17 protein-coding genes, 1 tRNA gene and 1 other annotated feature are annotated in these 25,582 nt (G+C 42.2%); of the genes, 13 read left to right on the top strand and 5 right to left on the bottom strand.

Going from position 1 to position 25,582, the window contains the following annotated elements; translation table 11 throughout:
- Positions 1-124 precede the first annotated feature (124 nt).
- The gene (locus LKD48_RS08230; protein ID WP_308731717.1) at positions 125-1,627 is read left to right on the top strand and encodes a subtype B tannase; all 1,503 of its coding nucleotides are present in this window, start codon (positions 125-127) and stop codon (positions 1,625-1,627) included.
- Positions 1,628-1,722: 95 nt separating this feature from the next.
- On the opposite strand, the gene LKD48_RS08225 is transcribed toward LKD48_RS08230, so the two are convergent.
- A complete protein-coding gene (locus LKD48_RS08225) occupies positions 1,723-3,414 on the bottom strand; it encodes an FAD-dependent oxidoreductase (protein WP_308731716.1) in 1,692 nt (563 codons plus the stop codon).
- A gap of 23 nt (positions 3,415-3,437) precedes the next feature.
- Complete coding sequence (locus tag LKD48_RS08220; RefSeq protein WP_308731719.1) at positions 3,438-4,586, bottom strand: prephenate dehydrogenase; 1,149 nt, start codon at positions 4,584-4,586, stop codon at positions 3,438-3,440.
- Positions 4,587-4,875: 289 nt separating this feature from the next.
- Here LKD48_RS08220 and LKD48_RS08215 point away from each other — a divergent pair, with 289 nt between their 5' ends.
- The 3 genes from LKD48_RS08215 to LKD48_RS08205 all read left to right on the top strand — a co-directional run bounded on the left by LKD48_RS08215 (position 4,876) and on the right by LKD48_RS08205 (position 11,579).
- On the top strand, positions 4,876-6,957 hold the full coding sequence (locus LKD48_RS08215; RefSeq protein WP_308731715.1) for an elongation factor G: 2,082 nt from the start codon (positions 4,876-4,878) through the stop codon (positions 6,955-6,957).
- A gap of 81 nt (positions 6,958-7,038) precedes the next feature.
- Positions 7,039-7,267, top strand: a binding site (T-box leader).
- A gap of 64 nt (positions 7,268-7,331) precedes the next feature.
- Complete coding sequence (leuS, locus tag LKD48_RS08210; RefSeq protein ID WP_308731714.1) at positions 7,332-9,737, top strand: leucine--tRNA ligase; 2,406 nt, start codon at positions 7,332-7,334, stop codon at positions 9,735-9,737.
- Between the two features lie 81 nt (positions 9,738-9,818).
- A complete protein-coding gene (locus LKD48_RS08205) occupies positions 9,819-11,579 on the top strand; it encodes a M28 family peptidase (RefSeq protein WP_308731713.1) in 1,761 nt (586 codons plus the stop codon).
- A gap of 267 nt (positions 11,580-11,846) precedes the next feature.
- Here the strand turns inward: LKD48_RS08205 and LKD48_RS08200 are convergent, their stop codons facing one another.
- The gene (locus LKD48_RS08200) at positions 11,847-12,140 is read right to left on the bottom strand and encodes a hypothetical protein (RefSeq protein WP_118612003.1); all 294 of its coding nucleotides are present in this window, start codon (positions 12,138-12,140) and stop codon (positions 11,847-11,849) included.
- A complete protein-coding gene (locus tag LKD48_RS08195) occupies positions 12,124-12,447 on the bottom strand; it encodes a hypothetical protein (RefSeq protein WP_308731712.1) in 324 nt (107 codons plus the stop codon). The genes LKD48_RS08200 and LKD48_RS08195 overlap by 17 nt, the downstream gene beginning before the upstream one ends.
- Positions 12,448-12,550: 103 nt before the next feature.
- Between LKD48_RS08195 and LKD48_RS08190 the strand changes: the two genes are divergently transcribed.
- From LKD48_RS08190 to radA, 8 genes are all read left to right on the top strand, one after another.
- Positions 12,551-12,862 (top strand): S8 family serine peptidase, encoded by a 312-nt coding sequence (locus LKD48_RS08190; RefSeq protein WP_227101585.1) that lies wholly within the window; start codon positions 12,551-12,553, stop codon positions 12,860-12,862.
- 78 nt (positions 12,863-12,940) lie between these two features.
- Positions 12,941-13,798, top strand: a complete 858-nt coding sequence (locus tag LKD48_RS08185; protein ID WP_308731711.1) for a cadherin-like beta sandwich domain-containing protein — start codon at positions 12,941-12,943, stop codon at positions 13,796-13,798.
- Between the two features lie 4 nt (positions 13,799-13,802).
- The gene (locus tag LKD48_RS08180) at positions 13,803-14,186 is read left to right on the top strand and encodes a GntR family transcriptional regulator (RefSeq protein WP_118612007.1); all 384 of its coding nucleotides are present in this window, start codon (positions 13,803-13,805) and stop codon (positions 14,184-14,186) included.
- A gap of 45 nt (positions 14,187-14,231) precedes the next feature.
- A complete protein-coding gene (locus LKD48_RS08175) occupies positions 14,232-14,798 on the top strand; it encodes a UvrB/UvrC motif-containing protein (protein WP_227101583.1) in 567 nt (188 codons plus the stop codon).
- Positions 14,785-15,819: an ATP--guanido phosphotransferase gene (locus LKD48_RS08170; RefSeq protein ID WP_308731710.1), complete on the top strand. Its 1,035-nt coding sequence runs from the start codon at positions 14,785-14,787 to the stop codon at positions 15,817-15,819. Before LKD48_RS08175 ends, LKD48_RS08170 begins: the two co-directional genes overlap by 14 nt.
- A 27-nt stretch (positions 15,820-15,846) precedes the next feature.
- Positions 15,847-18,327 carry an ATP-dependent Clp protease ATP-binding subunit gene (locus tag LKD48_RS08165; protein WP_308731709.1) on the top strand — a complete coding sequence of 827 codons (2,481 nt, stop codon included), beginning with the start codon at positions 15,847-15,849 and terminating at the stop codon, positions 18,325-18,327.
- A 129-nt stretch (positions 18,328-18,456) separates the two neighbouring features.
- Positions 18,457-18,870, top strand: a complete 414-nt coding sequence (locus LKD48_RS08160) for an endosialidase (RefSeq protein ID WP_066562523.1) — start codon at positions 18,457-18,459, stop codon at positions 18,868-18,870.
- Between the two features lie 103 nt (positions 18,871-18,973).
- The gene (gene radA, locus LKD48_RS08155; RefSeq protein WP_308731708.1) at positions 18,974-20,368 is read left to right on the top strand and encodes a DNA repair protein RadA; all 1,395 of its coding nucleotides are present in this window, start codon (positions 18,974-18,976) and stop codon (positions 20,366-20,368) included.
- Between the two features lie 99 nt (positions 20,369-20,467).
- Here the strand turns inward: radA and LKD48_RS08150 are convergent.
- Positions 20,468-20,538 (bottom strand) — tRNA-Trp (locus LKD48_RS08150).
- Positions 20,539-21,014: 476 nt separating this feature from the next.
- Here LKD48_RS08150 and LKD48_RS08145 point away from each other — a divergent pair.
- On the top strand, positions 21,015-25,559 hold the full coding sequence (locus LKD48_RS08145) for a tetratricopeptide repeat protein (protein ID WP_308731707.1): 4,545 nt from the start codon (positions 21,015-21,017) through the stop codon (positions 25,557-25,559).
- Positions 25,560-25,582: the final 23 nt, after the last annotated feature.

Here is a 25,582-nt window from a genome sequence, read left to right as displayed (position 1 = left end):
TTTTTGCGGGTCCCAAGCTCAAAAACCTAATCGTGCAAGCACGAACGGCTTTTGGAGCTTTTGACCCTGGTATCATAATATCATTTTAATAAAAGAAAAATTTCTTGTCAAGAAAGGAAAAAATATGTACGATTTAAAATTTAATCCAGAGAACTATCAAATAAAAAGATGCGAATTAGATGGCAGAGAAGTGATCTACAGAGCATTTGAAAACATTGTATATTGTGCGAATCCAGTAAGTGCAGTACAGAAATTGAATCTTTATGTGCCAGAGGTCTACTACCAAGGCGAGTCAATCAATGGCTATCAATTGCATACAGCACCAATCTTTGCACCAAACACGGTTGGTGGCTATATGGAAGGACCAGCTATGCAGGTGGGAGAAGATTATTTTGGCCATAAGCCAAACACCGCATTTGAGGCATTGTATCATGGGTATGTGGTGATGTGTGCTGGGATTCGGGGACGAAATACCGGTCGAAAGTCCAACGAATTTTTTGTGGGCGGTACGAATGATGAGAAGTCCACGAAAGAAGGTATGCTTACGGGACGCGCTCCGGCATTGATTGTAGACATGAAGGCTGCAATTCGATACTTAAGATGGAATAAGGATCTTGTCCCTGGCGATGTGGAAAAAATCATTACAAATGGAACCTCGGCAGGTGGTGCGCTGTCAGCACTCGCTGGCGCAACTGGAAATGCAAAGGAATATGAGCCATATTTGAAGGCAATTGGTGCGGCAAAGGCAAGAGATGATATTTTTGCAGCAAGCTGTTATTGTCCAATTCATAATCTTGAAAATGCAGATGCTGCCTATGAATGGTTGTTTGAAAAAGAGACGACTTGCCATAGGATAAAATTTGAAAAAACACCGCAGGGAGTTAAGAAAATCGCTATTCTGGACGAACTTGATGAGGAGCAAAAACTACTGTCAAAAAAATTGAAAGCTGCGTTTCCTTCCTATGTAAATCAATTACAGTTGCAGGATGAAACTGGAAATAAACTAACATCGGATGAGAATGGAGAAGGCTCTTTTAAAGACTATGTGATGAACTTTGTCTTAAAATCGGCTACAAAGGAAAAGAAAACACTTGATTCACAGACTCGGTTACAAAAACTTGCTGTGCCAGGCAGTGAAATTGAAAAGCAAGACTACATAACATTTCAAGGGGAAGAGGCAGTTGCGATTGATATGGATTCCTATGTTGCCAAAATCACGCGCATGAAGCCGGTGCCTGCGTTTGATTCACTGACACTTGAATGCTGTGAGAACGAGGAATTTGGGGATGAAAACGTATTTGCACGCCATTTTACCGAATTTTCAATGAAACATTCAAAGGTGAAGGCAGAGATGGCAGATGAGGAGAAAATTAAACTTTTAAATCCAATTCCATTTATTGAAAATGGAAATTGCGATGTCGCAAAGAATTGGAGAATCCGCCATGGCGCTTTTGATCGCGATACGTCTCTTGCGATCCCTGTAATATTGGCAACACTTTTACAAAATAAAGGATATCAGGTCGATTTTTGCCTGCCATGGGGATTGCCGCACAGTGGTGACTATGATCTGAAAGATTTGTTTGAATGGATCGATTGCTTGGCAAAAAATCAAAAAAGCGAAAAGTAATTCAAAAAAACAGAGTAACTCTTGATTGACAAACTTTTAAGACCAGGGGGACATTGCGGTGATTGAATTAATGTCCCCTCTGGCAAGTAAGAAACTTATAAATCCATTCCACAAGCTGTTTCTTTCTCGACAAGGCTTCTGTCATGCATTACGGCTTCATAAAAACGAAATCCTCCGGCAAAATTATAGGCATCATAGCCATTTTGTGACAATATACGTGTCGCAATGTAACTTCGAAGTCCACTTTGGCATATTACGTATACGGGCTTGTCTTTTTCAATTTCTGATAAATGATCTCTGAGCTCATCAACAGGAATATTTTTAAAGCCTTCAATATGACTGTGTTCATATTCAGAAATAGTACGCACATCAATAAGTGTTGCATTTGAATCCTGTAAAACTGATGTAAGATCACTTAAATGCCACTGCTTTAAGACTCCATTTGCAATATTATCAATCATAAAACCTGCCATATTAACAGGGTCTTTTGCAGAAGAGTAGGGCGGTGCATAGGCTAAATCTAAGTCCTGTAGAGAAGTTGCCTTAAGATTTGCATGAATGGCTGTTGACAACACGTCAATTCGTTTGTCAACACCTTCGTAGCCTACAATTTGGGCGCCTAGCAAACGATATGTATTCTTTTCAAAAACAACTTTCATTGTCATAACCTTGCCGCCAGGATAATAGCCAGCGTGGTTCATTGGAGAAAGAATTACTGTATCAACATCTAATCCGGCTTTGCGTGCATTTGTTTCGTTAATACCAGTGGTTGCAGCTGTCAGATCGAATACCTTAATGACACTGCTTCCCTGACTTCCAAGGTAGTGACTGTCGCCGCCGCAGATATTGTCTGCAATAATGCGTCCCTGCTTATTTGCTGGTCCTGCAAGAGAAATTAGTGCATCCTGGCCTGTGACATAATGTTTAACCATAACAGCATCGCCAGCTGCATAAATATCAGGAATTGATGTTTCCATGCGGTCATTGACGACAATGCTGTCTTTAATACCAAGCTGCAGTCCAGCTTCCTTTGCAAGATGTGTATCTGGCGTGACGCCAATGGCAAGGGCAACAAGATCAGCATGCAGCGGCTGCTCATCCTTAAGCAGTACACGAATAGTTTCACCTTTTTCTTCGAATCCTTCTACGGTGTGTCCAAGAAGAAGCTTTACGCCGTGCTTTCTCATTTCATTATGAATAAATGATGCCATATCTGCATCAAATGGATTCATTAACTGCTTTGGGCGCTGAACGATTGTTACATCTATGCCAAGATCCTTTAGATTTTCAGCCAATTCAAGTCCGATAAAGCCGCCGCCGGCCAACACAGCTGACGTGGGCTTTTTTGTTTCAATATATTTTTTTAAACGAAAAGTATCTTCGACAGTGCGAAGAGTGAATACTTTTTCCATATCAATACCTGGAAGTTTTGGCTGTGTTGGCTTTGCACCCGGAGAAAGAATCAATTTATCATAAGATTCCTCAAATACCTCTCCTGTAGTTAGATTTTTTACAGAAACAGTTTTTTTCTCTGGATGAAGGGCTGTCACCTCATGATGAACCTTCATTGTAACACGAAAACGCTTAAAAAAGCTTTCTGGCGTCTGCAGCGTCAAAGCTTCGGGATCTGTAATAACATCTCCAATATAATATGGAAGTCCGCAATTAGCATAGGAAACATATCCGGAACGCTCAAATACGATAATCTGAGCCTGCTCATCTAATCTTCTGATACGGGCTGCTGCTGTCGCGCCGCCTGCGACACCACCCACAATTACTATCTTCATAGAAATCCTTTCTGAATATCTTATTATTTTTTCTGATAAACCGGATAATGGTGGTACTCAAGGCATTCTGTCGCTTTTTCGCAGGAAGCTTGATCATGGAACTCAATTTTGATTGTACCAGCCATATGTTCACGGTTATGGTTGATGCCAATATTTTTGATGCTGACATTCTCGAAAGCAAGTAAGGATGCAAGCACACTGATGGCACCTGGCTGATCTGGAATATCGCAGAAGATGGCATATTCTGGATTCATTGTAGCACTGCCGCGATTGTCACTGATGGAGCTTCGGTAAGCACCGGAGCTTTCAAAAATATCATAGATATCTTTATGATTATCTGTTTTTAGATCGGTGATTGTCTGATCAATCGCCCTTTTGTAGTCTTCTAATAAGGAAATAATATTGTCTTTGTTCGTGAATAAAATTTGCTCCCACATCACAGGTGAGGAGGAGGCAATTCTTGTGATATCTTTAAAACCGCCGGCAGCAATCTTTTTCATCGTGCCATCTGGAAAATCAGATTTGGCGACAAGATTGACAAGAGAAGACGCAATGACATGTGGCACATGACTGATTGCAGCGACTGCATAGTCGTGGTTTTTGTAGTCGAGTACAAGCGGAATTGCTGCCTGGTCAGCTGCAAATTGAATCATTGTTTCAAGCTTATCCTGTGTGGTCTTGGCAGTTGGTGTAATCACATAGTAGGCATTCTCAAGTAGAGAAGCCTTTGAGCATGCATATCCAGTGCGCTCAGAGCCTGCCATTGGATGTCCGCCGACAAAGCAGTCCTCCATGTCAAGTGCGATTACCGTCTCGTGAATAGCTGTTTTTGTGCTGCCAACATCAGTCACAATGCAGCCTGGCTTTATGAATGGCCGAATAGCCTTTAAATATGATTCATTAAAAGAAACGGGAGTGCAAAGGATGATCATGTCACATGTGCGAAGTGTCTCATCTACACCATCTAAAATTATGTCAACAATGCCGTCAGCCTTTGCTTCTTCAAGCGTGCTGCGTGTTCTCATATAAGCCATAATTATGGTATCAGGGTGAACCTGTTTTATTCTGCGGGCGATTGAACCGCCAATCAGTCCAAGCCCGATAAATCCTATTGTCTTAAGCTTCATAAGTTTGCCTTTCCGTGCTCCGTTAGTATAGGAAAACCAGAGTATCTGAACGTATTGTAGCGAAAGTGGAGGGGAAAGTCAAGCTTTTTCACTTTAAAGTGCGAAAAGATTACGATTCACGGATAAGCCAATATTTACAGAAAAGCCCGAAGGCGAATGGCTTGCGTAACATGAATTGTAATAAAAACCATATCAAAAATGTGAAAAAATAGTTGCAATTATTTGAAATATTTTATATAATATATCTATCAGATTTCAAGAGGTCTCGAAATTGTATACTGCAAAAGAGACAAAATAAACTTGGAAAGCAAAGAAAGATTGGAGGACGTGACTTATGAAGGTTTATGAAACTGGAAACATCCGCAACGTTGTAGTAATGGGACATGGCGGATGTGGTAAGACAACACTTGTTGAGGCTATTGCCTACCAGACCGGTATTACAGCTAGGATGGGAAAGGTGACGGACGGAAACACCATCAGCGATTATGATAAGGAAGAGCAGAAGCGTCAGTTTTCCATTTCGACCAGCGTAGTTCCGGTCGAGTTCGAGGACATCAAGATCAATTTCTTAGATACACCTGGATATTTTGACTTCGTAGGAGAAGTAGAGGAGGCTTGCCACGCAGCAGGTGCCGCTGTTATCGTGATCAACGGCAAATCTGGCGTAGAGGTTGGTACATTAAAGGCATGGGAGCTTTGTGAGAAGTATAAGCTGCCTAGACTGTTTTTTGTAACGGGCATGGATGATGATCAGGCCAGCTATCGTAAGATCGTTCTTGAGTTAAATGATCGTTTTGGACGTAAGGTAGCACCGTTCCATGTGCCGATCCGTGAGAATGAAAAGTTCGTCGGCTTTGTAAATGTTGTAAAGATGAAGGGCCGCCGTTTTATCAATGATACAAGCGAATATGAAGAGTGCGATATTCCTGATTATATGGATAAGCACTTAAACATCAGCCGTGATGCACTTGTTGAGGCTGTTGCTGATACAAGCGAGGAGCTGATGGAGCGTTATTTTGCAGGTGAAGAGTTTACTTATGAGGAAGTTTCTACTGCACTTAGAACTCACGTTATGGACTGTCAGATCGTTCCTGTATTAGTTGGATCAGGTGTTCATAATCAGGGTACCAGTATGCTGATGAACGTAATTAAGAAATATTTCCCATCACCTGAATATACAATAAACCATGGAAAGGAAACATCTACTGGAGAGCTTGTAATGGTAAAGTGTGATCAGAACAAGCATCTGTCTGCAAAGGTATTTAAGACTGTAGTAGATCCGTTTATCGGAAAGTATTCCTTAATTAAAGTTGTAACAGGTACATTAAAGGCCGGTGATGGCATTTATAATGTAAATAAGGGAACAGAAGATCGTGCATCTAAGCTGTATTTACTTCGCGGCAAAGAAACCATTGAGGTTCCAGAGCTTCGCGCAGGAGATATTGGTGCACTGGCAAAGATCGAAAAGATCTCTACAGGTGATACCATTTCCACAAAGGGTGCAACACTTATTTATGATGGACCGCAGGTAAGTAAGCCATATACATGCAAGGCATACCGTGCAAAGAATAAGTCAGATGAAGATAAGATCAATGGTGCACTTGCACGTATGGTAGAGGAAGATCAGACACTTCGTCTTGAGAACGATGTAGAAAATCACCAGACACTGATTTATGGCATCGGTGATCAGCAGCTTGATGTTGTTGCAAGCCGTATTCTGAATCGTTATAAGGTTGAGATCGAGCTGTATCGCCCGAAGGTAGCATACCGCGAGACACTTAGAAAGAAAGTTCAGGTACAGGGTAAGTATAAGAAGCAGACAGGCGGAAGCGGACAGTACGGCGATGTTCATATGGTATTTGAGCCATCAGGTGATCTTGATACACCATATGTATTCGAAGAGAAGGTAGTAGGAGGCGCTGTTCCGAAGAACTACTTCCCGGCAGTTGAAAAGGGTATTCAGGAGTCTGTATTAAAGGGTACACTTGCAGGTTATCCAGTAGTTGGCTTAAAGGCAACACTTGTTGACGGTTCTTATCATCCAGTAGACTCTTCAGAGCTTGCATTCAAGATGGCTGCAATTCTTGCTTATAAGAAGGGCTTTGCAGAGGCAAATCCAACAATTTTAGAGCCAATCGTATCAGTTTCCATCACCGTTCCAGATGAACTTGTCGGTGATGTTATGGGTGACTTAAATAAGCGCCGCGGCAGAGTACTTGGTATGGATCATGTAGCAGGCGGCAAGCAGATGGTAACAGCAGATGTGCCAATGGCAGAGATGTATGGTTACTCCACCGATCTTCGTGCAATGTCAGGTGGTATGGGCGAGTTCTCCTACGAGTTTGCAAGATACGAGCAGGCACCTCAGGATGTCCAGAAGAAGATTATTGAGGCAGCTGAAAAAGAAGAGCAGTAACCAACAATCTAACATTAAGAGTTTTGAAAGAAAGAGGGGGTTGACAAGCCCCCTTTTTCTATGGTATTGTAAAAAAGTGAAAAAAATGCAATGACAAGGAATAGTAAGCAGGGGAGAGCTTCAGAGAGCTGCCGTTTGGTGAAAGGCAGCAGCTTATAACTGCCGAACTGACCTTAGAGCACCGGCAGGGAAACGTCATTATATAAAGACGGAGTAGTTGGCGGCGGGTATTCCCGTTATAGAATATCGAGGGCAAGGCAGATGGCTGCCTTGAAATAGAGTGGTACCGCGAAGTCTTTTCGTCTCTATACAAAGAGAAAGAAAGGGCTCTTTTTTTTCATAAGAAGAGACCCGGAAAGGAAACACAAAACACAATGAACAAGAATTACGATCCAAAAGAAATTGAATCAAAATGGCAGAAGGTCTGGACTGATGAGAAGGCATTTGCCGCAACAGATGACTACACTAAGCCAAAGTATTATGCTTTGGTTGAGTTTCCATATCCGTCAGGACAGGGACTTCATGTAGGTCATCCGCGTCCATATACCGCACTGGATATTGTTGCCAGAAAGAGAAGATTACAGGGCTACAACGTACTGTATCCAATGGGATGGGATGCATTTGGTCTTCCAACAGAAAACTACGCAATTAAGAATCATATTCACCCGAAGATCGTTACAAAGAATAATGTAGCTCGTTTCAAAAATCAGCTGCAGTCTTTAGGTTATTCCTTCGATTGGGACAGAGAGATTAACACAACTGATCCGAATTACTATCACTGGACACAGTGGATCTTCTTAAAGCTGTACAAAGCAGGCTTGGCATATAAGTCAGAGATGCCTGTTAACTGGTGTACTTCCTGTAAGGTAGGTCTTGCAAACGAGGAGGTTGTAAACGGTGTATGTGAGCGTTGCGGAAGCCCTGTTGTTCGTAAGATGAAGAGCCAGTGGATGTTAAAGATTACCGAATATGCAGATAAGCTGATCGATGGTCTTGACAGCGTTGATTATGTTGAGAAGGTAAAGGTTTCTCAGAGAAACTGGATTGGCCGTTCAAATGGTGCAGAGGTTGATTTTGCAATCGCTGGTACAGATGATAAGCTTCGCATCTATACAACACGCCCGGATACTTTATTTGGTGTAACATACATGGTAGTATCCCCGGAGCATCCATATCTTGATAAGTATAAGGATCAGATTTCCAACTGGGATGAGATTGTTGCATACCGTGAGGAAGCAGCAAAGAAGTCTGACTTCGAGCGTTCTGAGCTGGCAAAGGATAAGACTGGTGTTGAGATCAATGGCTTAAAGGCAGTTAATCCGGTAAATAAAAAAGAAATCCCGATCTGGGTTTCTGATTATGTACTGATGAGCTATGGTACTGGTGCAATCATGGCAGTTCCGGCTCATGATGAGAGAGACTGGGCATTTGCAAAGAAGTTTAACCTTCCAATTGTTGAGGTTGTAGCAGGCGGAGATGTTCAGAATGCTGCATTTACTGATGTTCAGACAGGAACACTTGTAAACTCAGGATTCCTTGATGGACTTGAGGTTGCTGATGCAAAGAAGAAGATTGTTGAGTATCTTGAAGAGAATAAGATTGGTACACCAAAGAAAAACTATAAGTTAAGAGACTGGGTATTCTCAAGACAGCGTTATTGGGGTGAGCCGATTCCGATCGTAAAGTGCGAAAAGTGTGGATATGTTCCGTTATCAGAGGACGAGCTGCCGCTGGAGCTTCCAGATGTAGAAAGCTATATGCCGACTGATAATGGTGAATCTCCATTAGCTGCTATGACTGATTGGGTTAATACAACATGTCCATGCTGTGGTGGTCCGGCAAAGAGAGAGACTGATACTATGCCTCAGTGGGCAGGTTCATCATGGTATTTCTTACGCTATACTGATCCGCACAATAATGATGCACTGGCAAGCAAAGAAGCTATGAAGTATTGGCTGCCGGTAGACTGGTACAATGGCGGTATGGAGCATACTACACTTCATCTTCTGTATTCTCGTTTCTGGCATCGTTTCCTGTATGATCAGGGTGTTGTTCCATGCAAGGAGCCATATCAGAAGAGAACTTCTCATGGAATGATTCTTGGTGAGAATGGTGAGAAGATGTCTAAGTCACGTGGAAATGTTATTAACCCGGATGATATTGTAAACGAGTTTGGTGCAGATACACTTCGTACTTATGAGATGTTTATCGGTGCATTTGAGCTTGCAGCAAGCTGGAGCAATGAGGGTGTAAAGGGCTGCCGCCGTTTCTTAGAGCGTGTATGGAAGCTGCAGGATATGCTGACTGATGAGGAAGGTTTCTCTAAGGATATGGAAACTAAGATGCATCAGACTATGAAGAAGGTTTCCTCAGACTTTGAGACCTTAAAGTACAACACAGCAATCGCTGCAATGATGGCACTTTTAAATGATTTCTACAAGAAGGGCAGCATCACAAAGGGCGAGTTAAAGACATTTTTGATTCTGTTAAATCCAGTTGCACCTCACATCACAGAAGAAATGTGGGCAGACTGCGGTTTTGGCGGACGTCTGTATCAGCAGGCTTGGCCAGAGTATGATGAGGCAAAGACTGTTGAGAATACAGTAGAGATTGCCGTTCAGATTAACGGAAAGACAAAGGGTACTGTTTCTATTACAAGAGATTGTGATAAGGATACTGCTATTGCAGCAGGAAAAGAAGTAATCAAGGATAAGCTGACTGGAAATATTATCAAAGAGATTTATGTTCCAGGAAGAATTATCAACATCGTTATGAAATAATGTGAAATAAAGCCGCAGCATACAGTCGCATAATGCGGCAGCGCTGCGGCTTTATTGTAATTATTCAGAAAAGAGGTTTCTATGAAGATTTGCAAAAGGATAAAAGCAACAGTTCTGGCGTTGTGCCTGGTAATTGGTATGTGTGCAGTTTCACTTCCACAGACCGTTCATGCTGAGTATGGCGATAATGCATATGCGTTTATGAAGCAGCTGCAGTCTAATTATCCATATCGTCAGGTCAATTCATCAAATGGAATGCTGTCAGGAGCAGAGGAATGGTTAAAGTCACAGATTGTTACGATGGGTTATGAGTATATGGCACAGCCATTTACCATGACATCAGCTGATGGCGTGACACCATGCTATGGAGAAAATCTTATTTTTTCAAAGCAGGGAGCAAGTGATCGTGTTATCGTAGTCGGTGCACATTATGACTGTGTGGAGCAGACTTTTGGCACTGATGATAATGCATCGGGAGTCGGCGTACTGTTAGAGCTTGCAAGCATCTACAGCACAAAAGAATCTCCGTATACTATTCGCTTCGTCCTATTTTCAGCAGAGGAGCCGGGTTGTCTTGGAAGTCAGTATTATGTAGATAATCTTAGCCAGGAAGAGCGCGACCGCATTGCATGTATGATAAATATTGATACGATTGCGGCAGGCGACAATATGTATCTCTACGGAGGCACTGTGGATGACAGTGGAAGCATTGTTCAGGATTGGGCTGTTTATCAGGCACAGTCAGCAGCAGATCTTCTTGGTCTTGATATGTCTTTCCATCCAGATGTAAACGACAGTTTCCCGACACCTACAAAAGCAACAGCGAGTGATCAGATGCCATTTGCTAATGTAGGTATTCCTTATATCTATTGTGAAGCTTCAAACTGGAATGGTGAGCCGTACACAAATTTCTATCAGACAAGCAATTCGGCCGTTAATGGCGGTACTATTATGCATAAGGCTGAGTATGATAATCTGACATTTATCGAGAATACGTTTGGAACGCGTGCATATGAGCACCTTCAGGCATATGCTAAATTGCTCGATTATCTGCTTGAGAATATGAAGGAGGGCGAGTACGCAACTGGCTATACCTTCGAGGATACTAATACAAAGGCAACTACAACTAGTTCCGTTTATTTAAGAGAGAGACCGACACAGTACAGTCCGTCAGTTACATTGCTGGATGCAGACACTGAGGTTACTGTGACAGGTTATCATGCAAGCTGGTGCCGCGTCGAGGTAGATGGTCAGGAAGGCTATATTAAGACTGATTATCTGACAATGGAAGAGGAGATTGCTTCTAAGGAGGATGAATCATCAGAAGAAGAATCTGAAGAAGCATCAAAAGAAGAAAGCAGTATGTCAGAGGAGTCATCATCTGAGGCTGCTGAAAATGAATCAGAAGAAGCTGTTTCAGAGAGTGAATCTTCAGAAAGCGAATCTTTCAAGAATGAAGCCTCCAAGAATGAAACCGTTTCTGAGGCGGCGTCAAGTGAGAAAGAAACAGATGGGGCTTTGAGTCAGAGTGCTTCCAGCCAGAATGCATCCGCGCCTGAAGCTGACAGCCAGAATACAGTTGAAAAGATTATTGACCAGTTAAAAAATGATCCGTATACACTTCGTATTGTACTGATTGCTGCTATCATAATTATTGGCATATGGCTGTGTGTATTTATTGCACTTCGCCGTAAGAAGAATGCGCAAAAAAATGAAGACTCAAATGGAGCATCAAATAGTTCTGAGGAAACATTAAAGAAAGCGAAACGGGCAGATATGTCTGATTCAAAAGATTCAGATAATGGCTTTGCAGATCCGGATAAAAATAAAGACGAAAAATAAAAATATGATGTTGGGGTCAAAAGGTATTTTGCCCCCAACTGATATCCACGAATTACTCCGTTGCTATGCAACTTTCGCAATTCTAAAAACATTCGGATTCGCTGATTTTCCTTGAAAATCGCTGTATCCTCATGTTTTTGCGGGCCCCAAGCTCAAAAACCTAATCGTGCAAGCACGAACGGCTTTTGGAGCTTTTGACCCTGATATCATAAAAATAAGAGACAGGAATGACGCAAATATTCCTGCCTCTTTTTGTATGCGTATATATCAAGTATTAGATTGAGGAGGTGGTGTCTTTTTGCTTTGCTTCGCCAGCATTTTGGAAAGTTGGTGCAAAAGCTCCACTCTTTTTTTCTCCTTTGGAGAAAGGTTTTTTGTCAGCTGTGATACTAGTGCATCTGTCTCTTCATCGCTAAAACTCATATGCTTTCCAGCGATTTGGCGATTAATGCCAAGAAGAAATGGAAACAGCTCGTTTTGACTTTTGCCAGAAGCTTCACTGACGATTTGTTTAATAAACTGAGCTTTTTCAGGTGACATATTGTCAAATGGTGTTGTCATTGTGCTTGGCGCCTCCTTCTGATTCATATTCGCGATAAAGTCGTGCCATCTGGGCAAGATTTGTTACCATGTCAAGCGTTTCAAGCTCCTTAGGCGTGCAGTATTCGCGGATTGACTGAGATAAGCCTGTGAGCGGATCCTGGTCATCCTTACTGCAGGCCTCAAGAGATTCTTCTTCCTCATCAAGCCTGTGCATTGCCTGCTGAAGCTCAAACATGCGTACACAGATACGGCAGGCTTCACGAAGCGGCGAGTGCATGTACGGCAAAGAGGCTTTTAAAATCTGAATGTGGCGCTTTTGCTGCATAAGGCACCTCTTCGATTTTCTTTTTTCTTTAATGGAGTATATGCGGACAACATGTTTGTTAGTACATAAGTTATAGTAAGCAGATGACAAGAAGGAGCGACATATGCTTATTATAGAGAAGAATGCAGTTTATGAGGTGGATTGTGAGTGTCTTCAGAAAAAACGGGGGCGCTATGCCAATTTAACATGTGAGGAGCGACAGATTGAAAAAGAACAGATTATTGTGCCAACAGGCGGCGTATGCAAAGAATCACTTTCTTATACAGGAAAAGGCGTAACGGTAGCCATTTTGGATACAGGCCTATATCCGCATCCTGATTTTAAAGATCGTATTGTGGGTTGGTATGATGCGATAGGCCATGAGGCGTATCCGGTCGATCCAAACGGACATGGAACACAGGAAGGAGGAAATTAATGTTGCTTTTTTTACAAAGGTGTGCTATTCTGTCTATAACAGATGCCTACAAAGGTTTAGAACAACGAGGTGTGGGGAATGAATATGATAATTAATAAGGAAGCAGCGACACTTGAAAGAACATCTGCGAATGAAGGAGTGCAGCTGCAGTCGCTGACATTAAGCGAAGGTACTATCCGTTTTGAGCCGGATGTAACTGATTACAATGTAACGGTTGCAGAGGATGTGACGAAGATTTTGGTAAAAGGCGTTACAAGCGATGAGAACAGCTTTTATACGGTAAGCGGAAATACGAATCTTGTGAAAGGAAAAAACGAGATTGTTGTTACTGTTACCGATAAGGATGGCAACATCGGACATTACTACATTCATGTGCAGGTGGGAGAGCAAAAAGAGCAGACATCGCAAAGTGATTCCCAGTCACAGACAAATCGGGCAGCTCAAAGTGTTTCTGAGTCAGTGGCTAAGCCGGGTGATGAAAATGAGCTTCTCTCAAACACTGTTAATGAGTTTAAGACTTTTGCAGAAACTGTTACCTCAGGAAATCTTCAATATGTCACATATGGCGTGCTAGGATGCGGTGCATTGGCATTTGTTTTGTGGGTTGCAGTCTTTATTAGAAGGGCAGCGGCAAAACGGCGCTACAAAAAGGAAAGAAATGAGCGCATGGCTCGCAGAAAAGAACAGGAAAAGCAGTGGGAGCTTGCTCAGACGCAGCAGGATATTCTTTTAAAGCAGGTTGATGAGCTGCTTGAGAAGAAAAAAACGCAGAATACACGAGGACCAAAAGTGCATGACGAAGAGCCAGAGGACTTTGATTATGACGAAGGCTATACAGATGATGAAGACGATTACGGCGATTATGATGAAGAACAAGAGGCCGAGCTGGATCGTTGGTTAGCCGGACTGGATGATGGCCAGGACGAGGACAGGTGATTAGATGATAATAAAGATAGATTTTAACAGTGATGAAGCAATTTATATGCAGATTACTAACCAGATTATTATGGGTATCGCAAAGCGGCAGATCTGTGATGGAGATCAGCTGCCTTCCATACGAAATATGGCAGATGAGATCGGCATAAATATGCACACTGTCAATAAAGCATACACAGTACTCAGACAGGCAGGTTATGTAAAGTTAGATCGCAGAAGAGGTGCTATTGTCAGTGTAGATGTTGATAAAATTGAGGCAATCGAAGAAATTCGAAGAGAATTGTCTGTTACACTGGCGAAGGCAGGCTGCATGCATATATCAAAAGAAGAGATCCACGAGCTGGTGGATGAGATTTACAACAAACATTTGTCAGATGTTCAAAATTAAATTTGTTTTGGACGAAAACAGTTATTTTTGTGAGGAGGAATAACTATGCTTTGTGAGCAATGCAGGATGAGGGAAGCCAGCATTGTCATCCGGGAAGTAGTAAACGGGACTGTGACGGAGCGCAACTTGTGCAGTGAATGTGCATCTCAGTCTGATCTGGGCGGAATCCTTATGGATTCTTCAAGCCCATTTGCAAAACTTTTGTCAGGAATCCTTGGAATCAGCGATTCCAGACGCAGCGAGGAGGAGGACGCATCTAAGCTGTCCTGTCCGACTTGTGGGATGACATACAAAGAATTTGTTCAGGACGGACGCTTTGGCTGTGCGGACTGTTACAATACATTCGGGCTTTTAATAAATAACAGCATTAAAAAGATACAGGGAAATAATTCCCATACCGGAAAGAAACCGCGCTTTTTGGGTGATAAAAAGATTCATGCAGATATGGTAGCTGATGCCAAGAAGCGTCAGAGTTTGCAGGAGCAGCTTGAGATTTGTCAGGCAAAGCAAAAGGAAGCTGTTTTGGAGGAAGATTACGAAAAGGCAGCCTACTACCGCGATGAGATCAAAAAGATTAAGGAAAGGATTCAGGCCGGTGATGAAGTGGTATGAGGAGAAGGATGCGGAAAATGATGTAATCGTTGCAAGCAGAATCCGTCTGCTTCGCAACCTGCGTGATTACAAATTTCCGTGGAAATTAGAGGAAGAGGATGCAAAAAGGTTGACGAAGGAGCTTGAAGAAAAGCTTTGTGGAATCGGCAGCCTTGATGGAAGAAGTTACCAGACATGGGATCTTTTAACGATGACGCAGACAAAAAGAAATGCCCTTCGTGAACGGCGCATGATTAGCCGCCGTGCAGCAAAGGAGCCAGGATATGCAGGACTTATTTGTTCAGCAGATGATGCCGTGAGTCTGACAATCAATTGTGAGGATCACCTTCGGATGCAGATAAGTCATGCAGGTTCACAGCTTCGCCAGTCATGGAAGGAGATGGATAAGATCGATGATTATATAAATGAGCTGTATCCATATGCGTTTGATGATCAGGTTGGTTATCTTACGACATATCCTACTAATATAGGAACTGGCATGAGAGCATATCTTGTGCTTCATCTGGCACTTCTTGATTCTGTCAGCCGTTTTGATGATATGGTTGACGAGATTGGGCGTTTTGGATTAAAATTAAAGCCAGCTTTTTCAAGTGACAGACAGTTAAATGGAAATATGTATGTGCTGTACAATGAAAAGACACTTGGAACAAGCGAGGAGGAAATTTTAGAGCTTCTTGATAAAGTAGGCGGTCAGCTTGCCAGTCAGGAGCGAACACTTCGCGATAATTCCATTGAACAGCATAGGCTTGAGGTGGAGGATATCTGCTATAAGGCATATGGTACGATTCGTTATTCAAAGCTCATGACATTGAAGATGGGCATGCATCTTGTATCACAGCTTCGCTGGGGACAGGAAAAACAAATTATTAGATTCAAGGAATATTGCAATTTTTATGAAATTATGATGGGAATGCAGGAGGCAAATCTGACAGCACAAAATAAGACGACAGGTGTATCAAAGCAAAATCAGCTGCGTGCAGATTATCTTAGAAGCTGTCTGCCAGAGCTTGTGCAGCCGTAACTCATCACATATGGAGGAAAAACACTTATGTTTGAACGATTTACAAATCGGGCACAGGAAGTTATAGGTGAGGCAAAGAAAGCCGCTGCGCAGCTAGAGCAAAATTATATCGGAACTGAGCACCTTCTTCTTGGCCTTGTGCGTGTTTCGGACAGCGTGGCAAGTAAGCTTTTGCAGGAACAGGGCGTTACAGAGGAGCGTCTTGAGGAATTGATTTCATCGCTCATTACACCGACGGGTTCCGTCAGTGTGCGTGAACCAGATGGATTTTCACCGGAAGCATACCGCGTAATCCAAAGTAGCTACTTAGAGGCAAAGCGCTTTCATTCCAGTCTGGTTGGAACAGAGCATATTTTAATCTCAATGCTCAAAAGCTTCGACTGTGCCGGAACAAAGCTTTTGAATACAATGAAAGTAAATATTCGTCAGCTTTATATAGAGCTTGTATCTGCAAAGGATGGCGATGTGGCAGCGGCAAGGGAAGATGTGGAATCACTTCAGTATACAAGAAATGCAGAAAGTAAAACACCGCTTCTTGATCAGTATAGTACAGATCTGACAGAGCTTGCTAAAGAAGGAAGGATTGACCCGGTTATCGGCCGTGAGCAGGAGATTAATCGTGTGATCCAGATTTTAAGCAGACGTACAAAAAATAATCCTTGTCTGATCGGTGAACCTGGTGTTGGAAAAACTGCGATTGCAGAAGGTCTGGCAAGCCGTATCTATGAGGGAAATGTGCCAGATACTATTTCTGGAAAACGTGTGGTGACACTCGATATGGCTGGCATGGTAGCCGGCTCAAAGTATCGCGGTGAGTTTGAAGAGCGCATGAAAAATGTGATCAATGAAGTGCGAAACGATGGTCAGACACTTCTATTTATTGATGAGCTCCATACATTAGTTGATGCAGGCGGCGCAGATGGAGCTATGAATGCTTCTAATATTTTAAAGCCATGCCTTGCAAGAGGTGAGCTTCAGATTGTCGGAGCAACTACTATTGATGAGTACAGAAAGCACATCGAAAAGGATGCTGCTCTTGAGAGAAGATTTCAGCCTGTTATGGTAGAGGAGCCTTCTGAGGATGAGACAGTTGCTATTTTGAAGGGTCTACGCCATGTTTACGAGGAGCATCACAGAGTTAAGATTACAGATGCAGCATTAGAGGCGGCTGTTAAGCTTTCATCACGCTACATCAATGATCGTTTCTTGCCGGATAAGGCGATTGATCTTGTCGATGAGGCCGCTTCTAAGGTTCGATTAGCAGCATTTGTTGCGCCAGAGGCAGTATCAAAACTTAAAAAAGATATTGAAAGCTTAAATCAGGAAAAGGAAAGTGCAATTCAGGAAGAAGCATTCGAGAAAGCTGGAGAGATCAAGAAAAAACAGGATAGAAAACAGGCACAGATCAATCGTCTGATGGAAAAGTGGGAGCAGGAAAAGGAAAATACGCGCTTACAGGTAACAGAGCATGAGATTGCAGATGTTGTTTCTACCTGGACAAAGATTCCGGTTCGCTCACTCGAAGAGGGTGAGGCAAAGCGTTTGATGAATCTTGAAAATGTGCTTCATGAACGCGTTGTCGGACAGCAGGAAGCTGTAACTGCTATTTCTAAGGCAATTCGCAGAGGACGTGTCGGCTTAAAGGATCCAAAGCGTCCAATCGGTTCTTTCTTGTTTTTAGGTCCAACAGGTGTTGGAAAAACAGAGCTGTCAAAGGCACTTGCTCAGGCAATGTTTGGAACAGAAAATGCAATTATACGTGTTGATATGTCCGAATATATGGAAAAGCACAGCGTCAGCAAGCTCATTGGTTCACCGCCAGGATATGTAGGATACGAAGAGGGTGGTCAGCTCTCAGAGCGTATTCGCCGCAATCCATACAGTGTACTTCTTTTTGATGAGATTGAAAAAGCACATCCAGATGTATTTAACATTCTGCTTCAGGTGCTTGATGATGGACAGATTACAGATGCGCATGGCAGAAAAGTCAGCTTCAAAAATACAGTGATCATCATGACCTCTAACTGCGGTGCTGCCAATATTATGTCACCAAAGCGTTTAGGATTCGGTGCATCATCTGATGCAAAGGCAAACTACGAGCAGATGAAGGCAAAGGTTATGGAGGATGTTAAGCAAAGCTTCAAACCGGAATTTTTAAATCGTATTGATGAGATCATTGTATTCCATCCGCTGTATAAGGAGGATATGAAAGCTATTCTTGATATCATGCTTCGTTCAGTCACATCAAGAGTAATGGAAAACATGGAACTCAAGCTTAAGGTGACAGATGAAGCACAGGACTATCTGATTGACAAGGGCTTTGATGAAAAATATGGTGCACGTCCGCTTAGAAGAGCTCTCCAGACATACCTTGAGGACTCAATGGCAGAGGAAATACTAGAGGGACGTATAGAGCGCGGTGACAGCGTAACAGTTGAAAAGGGTGAGAATGGACTGAAATTTTCTGTGCGCCATAAAAGAAAAACGCCTGTAAAAAAGGCTGAATAAAGTTTAATTTTTGGTTGGAAAATCAAATTTGATATGCTATACTGAAATAGCGATAGGCGGTTCGCCTGTGGGGTGGGCCGCAAATAGTATACGATGCAATGCAGCAGCAAAAATCAGGAGGAAACAGTAATGGCAGGAATTAAGGAATTAATCCGCACTGAGGAAGACAATACATTAAGCTTTGGAAATTATGATCTTCCGACAAAAGGTAAGGTTTCGGATTATGTATTTGACGGAGATGTATATAAGGTAAAGACTTTCCATGATATCACCAGATTAGAGAAAAACGAGACATTTGCCTATGAGTCAACACCGGGAACCGTAGTTACCGATTATAAGGAGACTGAGGATACATTGTCCTTTATCGTAAATGGTTTCCAGGATACACAGATCATCGTTGCAGTAGAGGATGACACTGAGTATCAGGTAAGTGTGGATGATGCCGTAATTGAAAATTATGAGACTAACCTTTCCGGAAAGATCGTAATCTCACTTGAGCTTGAGCCGGGATGTGTAAAGAAGGTTCAGATTTGCAAGAAATAATGAACTCGCTCATATAGTTCATACATAGCCCAATATGGCAAATCATGGGGACGGGATTTGTGGCTGCTTGAGGCCAGATCCCTGTCCTCTTTTTTTAGGAGGAATGATGAAGGCAAAACAAACCGCTTTTTTTTGCAAAGAATGCGGATATGAGTCCGCAAAATGGATGGGGCAGTGTCCGGGATGTCGCCAGTGGAATACTTTTGTTGAAGAGCCTACGGCAGGAAGTTTTGCCACAACAAAATCAGGCGGCGCGAAAAAGCAGGGACTAGAAGCATCAAAGCCGCTTCGTCTTGAAGAAATAAGTACAGATGAGGAAGACAGAAGCAGTACAGGGCTTCATGAGCTGGATCGTGTTTTGGGCGGTGGTCTTGTTACAGGTTCTTTAATTCTTGTTGGCGGTGATCCTGGTATTGGAAAGTCAACGCTTCTTTTGCAGGTATGCCGAAATCTTGCTGTATCTGGCAAAAAGGTACTGTATGTGTCAGGTGAGGAATCTGCCCGTCAGGTAAAGATGCGTGCAGATCGTCTTGGCGGTTTTTCGGGTGAGTTATTGCTGCTATCGGAGACAAATCTTGAAAAAATTGATAATACGATCACAAAGGAAATGCCGCAGGTGGTAGTGATTGATTCTATTCAGACTATGTATCGCGAAGATATCTCATCAGCGCCGGGAAGTGTTGGTCAGGTAAGGGAATGTACTAATATGCTTATGCAGATTGCAAAGGGCAGAAATATCACGATTTTTCTTGTCGGTCATGTGACAAAGGAAGGTGTAGTTGCAGGTCCGAGAGTGCTTGAGCATATGGTTGATACAGTACTTTATTTTGAGGGAGACCGCAGTGCAATGTACCGTATTCTTCGTGCAGTAAAGAATCGTTTTGGTGCGACAAATGAGATGGGTGTATTTGAAATGGTACAGTCAGGCTTAAAGGAAGTTGCAAATCCATCTGCTTACCTGCTTGAAGGAAGAAGCCTCGACAGCAGTGGAACGGTCACGGCCTGTCTTATGGAAGGAACGCGCCCAATTATGCTTGAGGTGCAGGCACTAGTCTGCCGGACAAGCTTTGGATTGCCAAGACGTACGAGTGCTGGAATTGATGGAAATCGTGTAAATTTATTGATTGCTGTTTTGGAAAAACGAATGGGTATGGCACTGTCTTCATGTGATGCGTATGTAAATGTCACAGGAGGAATAAAGATTAGTGAACCTGCGCTGGATTTGGCAGTCGTCATGGCAATTGCAGGAAGCTTTCGTGATCGCGTGATTGATGCGCACACTGTTATTTTTGGAGAAGTCGGACTGGCAGGAGAGATTCGTGGTGTAAGTATGGTGCAGCAGCGAATCAACGAAGCTGCAAGACTTGGTTTTACATGTTGTATTTTGCCAAAGATCAGCGCGAAAGATATTAAAATTCCAGAGGGAATGAAATGTATTCCAGTTGCAACTGTAAAAGAGGCCGCGGGGCTGATCGAAAGGATGAATGGGCGAGAATAGGGAAGATAATGTGAAATAGGGTCAGAGAAATCTGGCCCTATATTTTATTTATTGAAATTTTGGCAACAAAAAAGACATCCATAATGGATGTCTCTCAAGCAGGGGTAACAGGATTCGAACCCGTATTTACGGTTTTGGAGACCGTTGCTCTACCATTGAACTATACCCCTTTATGTTTGTCAGCTTTTGTAGCCGACTTCTATATACTATCATATGAATATTAATTTGTCAACACTTTTTTTGAAAAAATTCCGAAAATTGATAAAATGTATTACAGTTCACTCGTCATGTTAGATCTGGACAAATTTCATGCTTGCATAGAAATTTGACAGATCAGCAGGACGAAGTGGACGCCCGTTCACGGATAAGCCAATATTACGGCAAAGCCCTAAGGTGAATGGATTTCACGAGCCGGACACTTGGAGCAGGTCTTTCAAAGTAATGTATGATAAGAAAGAACATAAAAGGAACCTGCGGAGTTTGGTCCGGCGACGAAACCATTACACCGAAGGGCTTCGTAACCTAACGCGTGAACTGTAAGAAAATGGTAAGAACAAAAACTGCGGCATAGTGCTTGCGAAGAAGCATTAAGTGTGGTAAAATTGTTGTGATTCAATTTATGATAAGATTTCAAAGGGGTACAAGCATGAACACACATACAGTTGAAGAATTGTACCGCCTGGCACAGCAGGGAAATACTGAGGCGCTCACGAGACTTGGTATCTGCTACAAAAATGGAACCGGTACGGCTGTGGATCACGGTGCAGCAGCACAGTGTTTTTACTCAGCAGCGAATGCAGGAAATGCAGAAGCACAGTATCAGCTTGGTATCTGCTATGAGGAAGGCATTGGACTAGAGCAGGATATGTCTGCTGCCGGATATTGGTTTCAGGAAGCGGCAAGGCGGTTTTACGAAGCTGCCCAGGTTGGAAATCCGCAGGCTCAATATGGACTGGCAAATTGCTATGCAGAGGGCCGAGGAGTAGAAAAGGATGAAGCTGCTGCTGTTTACTGGTATCAGGCATCAGCACAGCAGGACTATGCGGATGCACAGTATAATTTAGGCTATTGCTTTTTATTTGGCATCGGTGTAGAGGCAAATGAAATCATAGCACTCAAATGGTACAGCAGTGCCGCATCTCACGGTGATCCGCAGATGCAGCATAATCTGGGACTTATTTATAAAAATGGCTATGGAGGAGTAAGCAAAAACTACGGAAAAGCTGCAGAATGGTTTTTTAAAGCTGCCAGACAGGGCTATTCCGAGTCAAAGGTTGAGCTTGCACAGATTTACTTTCGGAATCCGCTGGCGGTAAAAGATATTTCCATTGCAGAGCGTCTGATGACAGAGGCGGCAGAGGAAGGAAATACACGTGCCCAGGAATATTTGGTGCATTATTATTTTGATCAGGATGCAGAAAAGTATGATTTGAAAAAGGCATGCAGATGGGCATCTGAGTGTGCAGACAGCAGTGATCCAACAGTTGCTGTCGTTCTTGGTATTAGCTTTGCTAATGGCGAGGTGGCTGAGATCGATGAGAAGCAGGCATTTGAGTGGCTGTCAAAAGCAAAGGATCAGGAGAAAAAGTTAAATGGAGAGGCATGTTATTACCTTGGAAAGTTTTATGAGGAAGGTAATGTGACAGAAAAGTCACTTGATGATGCCGAACATTTTTATAAGTTGGCTGTAAGAAAGCACTTTGCAAACGGATCTGAATCACTCGAAAGAGTTAGAAGAGAGAAGGAAGAAATACGTAAGGCAGAGGAAGCAAAAGCCCTTCAAGAGCAAAAAGAGGCAGAGGAGCTTAAAAAGCAGGAAGAAGTAAAGCAGCTTTTGAATTTAAAGCCAGAGCAGGCAGAGGGCGATGTAAAATCAGAGGAAGAAGTTTCAGAACCAGAAGAGGCAGAATCAGAGGAAAAAGCTTCAGAACCAGAAGAAACAAAACCTGAGGAAGCTGTTTTAGAACCAGAAGAAGCAAAATCCGAGGAAGAAGCTACAGAACTAGAAGAAGCAAAATCCGAGGAAGAAGCTTCAGAACCAGAAGAAACAAAAACTGAGGAAGAAACTTCAGAACCAGAAGAGGCAGAATCAGAGGAAAAAGCTTCAGAACCAGAAGAAGTAGAATCAGAGGAAGAAGCTTCAGAACCAGAAGAAGCCAAATCTGAGAAGGAATCTTTAGAAGCTACAAATACAACTGATATTGCTTTTGCTCGTTTATTACAGCAGGCAAAAGAAACTCAAAGTCGTATTCAGAAACTTCCAAAGCAGGAAACTGTAAAGGAAGAAGATCAAAAGACACAGGAAAGTGAATCTTTGCCAAAGGAAGAGACAAAAGAGACTGAAACTGTTTCTCCAGAGCCAGTTGAAGAAGATTTTGTTTCTGAGATTGAGGAAGCAGAAAGCTCCATTCAAAAAGAAATTGCTGCGGCACAAAAGTTTGAAAAGGAACTTGATGTGCTGCAAAAGAAGATGGCACAGAATGTGCAGGATCTTCAGGAAGAAAAGAATGAAGCAGAAAAAACAAAAGTTTTTGACAAAGCGGATCTTGATCAAATTCAGCAGGTAGAAGCAAATCCTTCTAGCGAAGATACTGAATCGGCAGAGGAATCAGAGCAGGAAGAAGCTGATATTGAAACTGATGTCGAAACTGATGCTGAAATTAATAATGATATTGAAACTGATATTGCATATGATACAGAGGAATCTGAGAATGTAGACAGTGAGGAAGCTGAAACATTTTTCGAAGAAGAGGAAGAAGACGAAGATGATGAGGAGTGGGAAACCTCCGCGGATAATTTTGTTGCTTCTCTTTTAAAGACGGGTGCAAAGCTTACTAATACATCAGAACCAGTGATTCGCGAAGAGGAAGAGACAACTTCTGAGACAGTTGAACCGGAATCAGAAAATCAAAACATTGAAGATGAATCTGTAGAAACTGATTCTTCAAAAGCATTTTCAGAAGAAACAGAGTCTTCTGAAAATGAGTCTGCAGAAGCAGAGCCTTCAAAAGATGACTCTGCAGAAATAGATGAAGAAGAATCACTTGAAGAAAGTGAAGATGAGTCTTTAACAGATGAAGTCGCAGACTACATAGAAAATTCTGATAATTCTGATGATGCAGTTGATTCTGATGACGATAATTCAGACGATGCAGTTAATTTAGAAGAAGATTCTAAAGAGGAAGCTGCTAGCGATCTTGTAGAAGAATCATTGAGTGATGAGTATTCACAAGATGAATATTCAGAAGATGGATATTCAGAAGAAGATTACGCGGAAGATGATTATCAAAAAGAGGATGACAGCTTTGAAGATGAAAATGATTCCAAAACAGAGAATCAAAACGAATCTTTAGTAAAGAGCATGCCAAGAGCAACTCTTGTGGATGACTCTGTCTATGAATATGAAAAGGCCATTATCGATGATTTGAAGCAGGAAGATGTCAGTAGATATGTCGATGTGGATGAGGAAACATATGAAGAAGTAAAGAAGAAAAAGCATCATATCGTACCGATTGTGATTCTTGTTCTTGTTTCTTCGATTGCGCTTGCCGCAGCGATCCTTGCAGCGACAGGTCATCTTGGAGAATTTGTAAATGCACTGAATGAGCAATTTTCATCTGGAAATCAGCCAGACGCAGAAGAGTCTGCAAAGCTTCCAGAAAAATCTTCTGACAAATCATTAGAAGAGAATACTGAAAAAGAGCATTCATCAGAGGTTAAGTCATTTGAAACACAAACGTCATCTGAGACAGCTCCATCATCAAGTGCAGATGATAATTTAGAAAATAATAACGAAAATAATCAAACTTCCCAGAATACAGCAGCTGATACAGCTGCTGTATCTGATAGTGCAGAAATTACTTCAAGTGCAGGCAGTACAGAGCCCTCTTCCTTAAAAGAAGAGAGTAGCACACAAGAAAAATCTGTGGATGAAGTAGAGACTGAGTCAGAATCAGAGACAGAAAAAGAGTATCAAACTGAAACAGAAACCGAGAAAGAATCTGAAACAGAGACAAAGCCAGCTTCTATTGAACAAGAGAAAACAAGTCTTGAGCAGACAGAAACAAGCACAGAAGAAGCTGAAACTGAAAATAAATCTGAGGAAGAATCAGAGAGAGAAACAGAGAAAGAATCTCAAACAGAATCAGAAGTAGAAACTGAAACAGAGACAGAAACTGAAACAGAAACAGAGTCTGAATCTGAGACTGAAACCGAGATGGAGACAGAAGCAGAATCCGAGCCTGATGAGGATAATACAAATCCATATCATGAAGCGGCAAAAGCAAAGTATCCAACTTTTTCAAATGAAAGCTATGCTCCAATTCCAGAGGTTTCTTCGGGATGTATTTACGCAAAATATACCAATTTTGATGAGGCTTTTCAGACACTCTATACTAATCAGAGTGATTTGGCAGGAGCAGCGCAGGTTGCACTGAATACACCAGGATTTAATATTATTGGCTATCGTGTTTATATGCTTGCGTATCAGGATGGTATCCTGAATGCGTATAGTACACAGCTTGATGGTACAGATCTGCAGCTAAGTGCAATGAATGTTGGCACAGAAGCATATATCATGAATGGAAGCATTTTCTCAGAAAATCGCGAATATTCAATGACAGGAGATCCTGTAGGAACAGCATATCCGTATATAAAACGCTTCCTTACATTTGGTGAGGATAAGGTTTACTATCTGGATACAGATGGAGACATAACAAGAAGCGATTATCAGCATACAGTTATTCAGCGTCTTGAACTAGGCATTGATGATGGCAATGATGTGGCTTGGGCACAGGTTATTGGACCGTATCTTATTTATTATGATACAAAGACAGAGCTTATGTACAGCTGCAACTTAGATGTAGGCACGATTGTTTTGCTTGACTTTGATGGAGTCGCAGCCCCGTCAGGTCTTTGCGGAAACGGAAATTGGGTCTATGGTCTGTATGATGGAAAGCTTGCAAAGGTTCGTCCAAATGGAAGTGAACTTCAAACTATTTATGAGCCAGATGATTCATTAGAGCTTGTCTCAGTGGAGCATGCCATGGAAAATTATATTATTTTGACTGCAAAGAACACTGCAAACATAAAAACGAGTGCAGAAAATAATTCAGCAGATTCTAATGCAGGAATCAAAACGTATTGTTATAACCTGCAAACTGGAGAGCTGACTCAGCTTTCAGCCGAATAAAAAGTTTGAGGGCAAGGGTTTTA

This window comes from Anthropogastromicrobium aceti (genome assembly GCF_020687335.1).
GTDB classification, from domain to species: Bacteria; Bacillota; Clostridia; order Lachnospirales; family Lachnospiraceae; genus Anthropogastromicrobium; species Anthropogastromicrobium aceti.
Note: the sequence above shows the minus strand (reverse complement) of the source record. Positions and strands in the feature narration are given on the sequence as shown.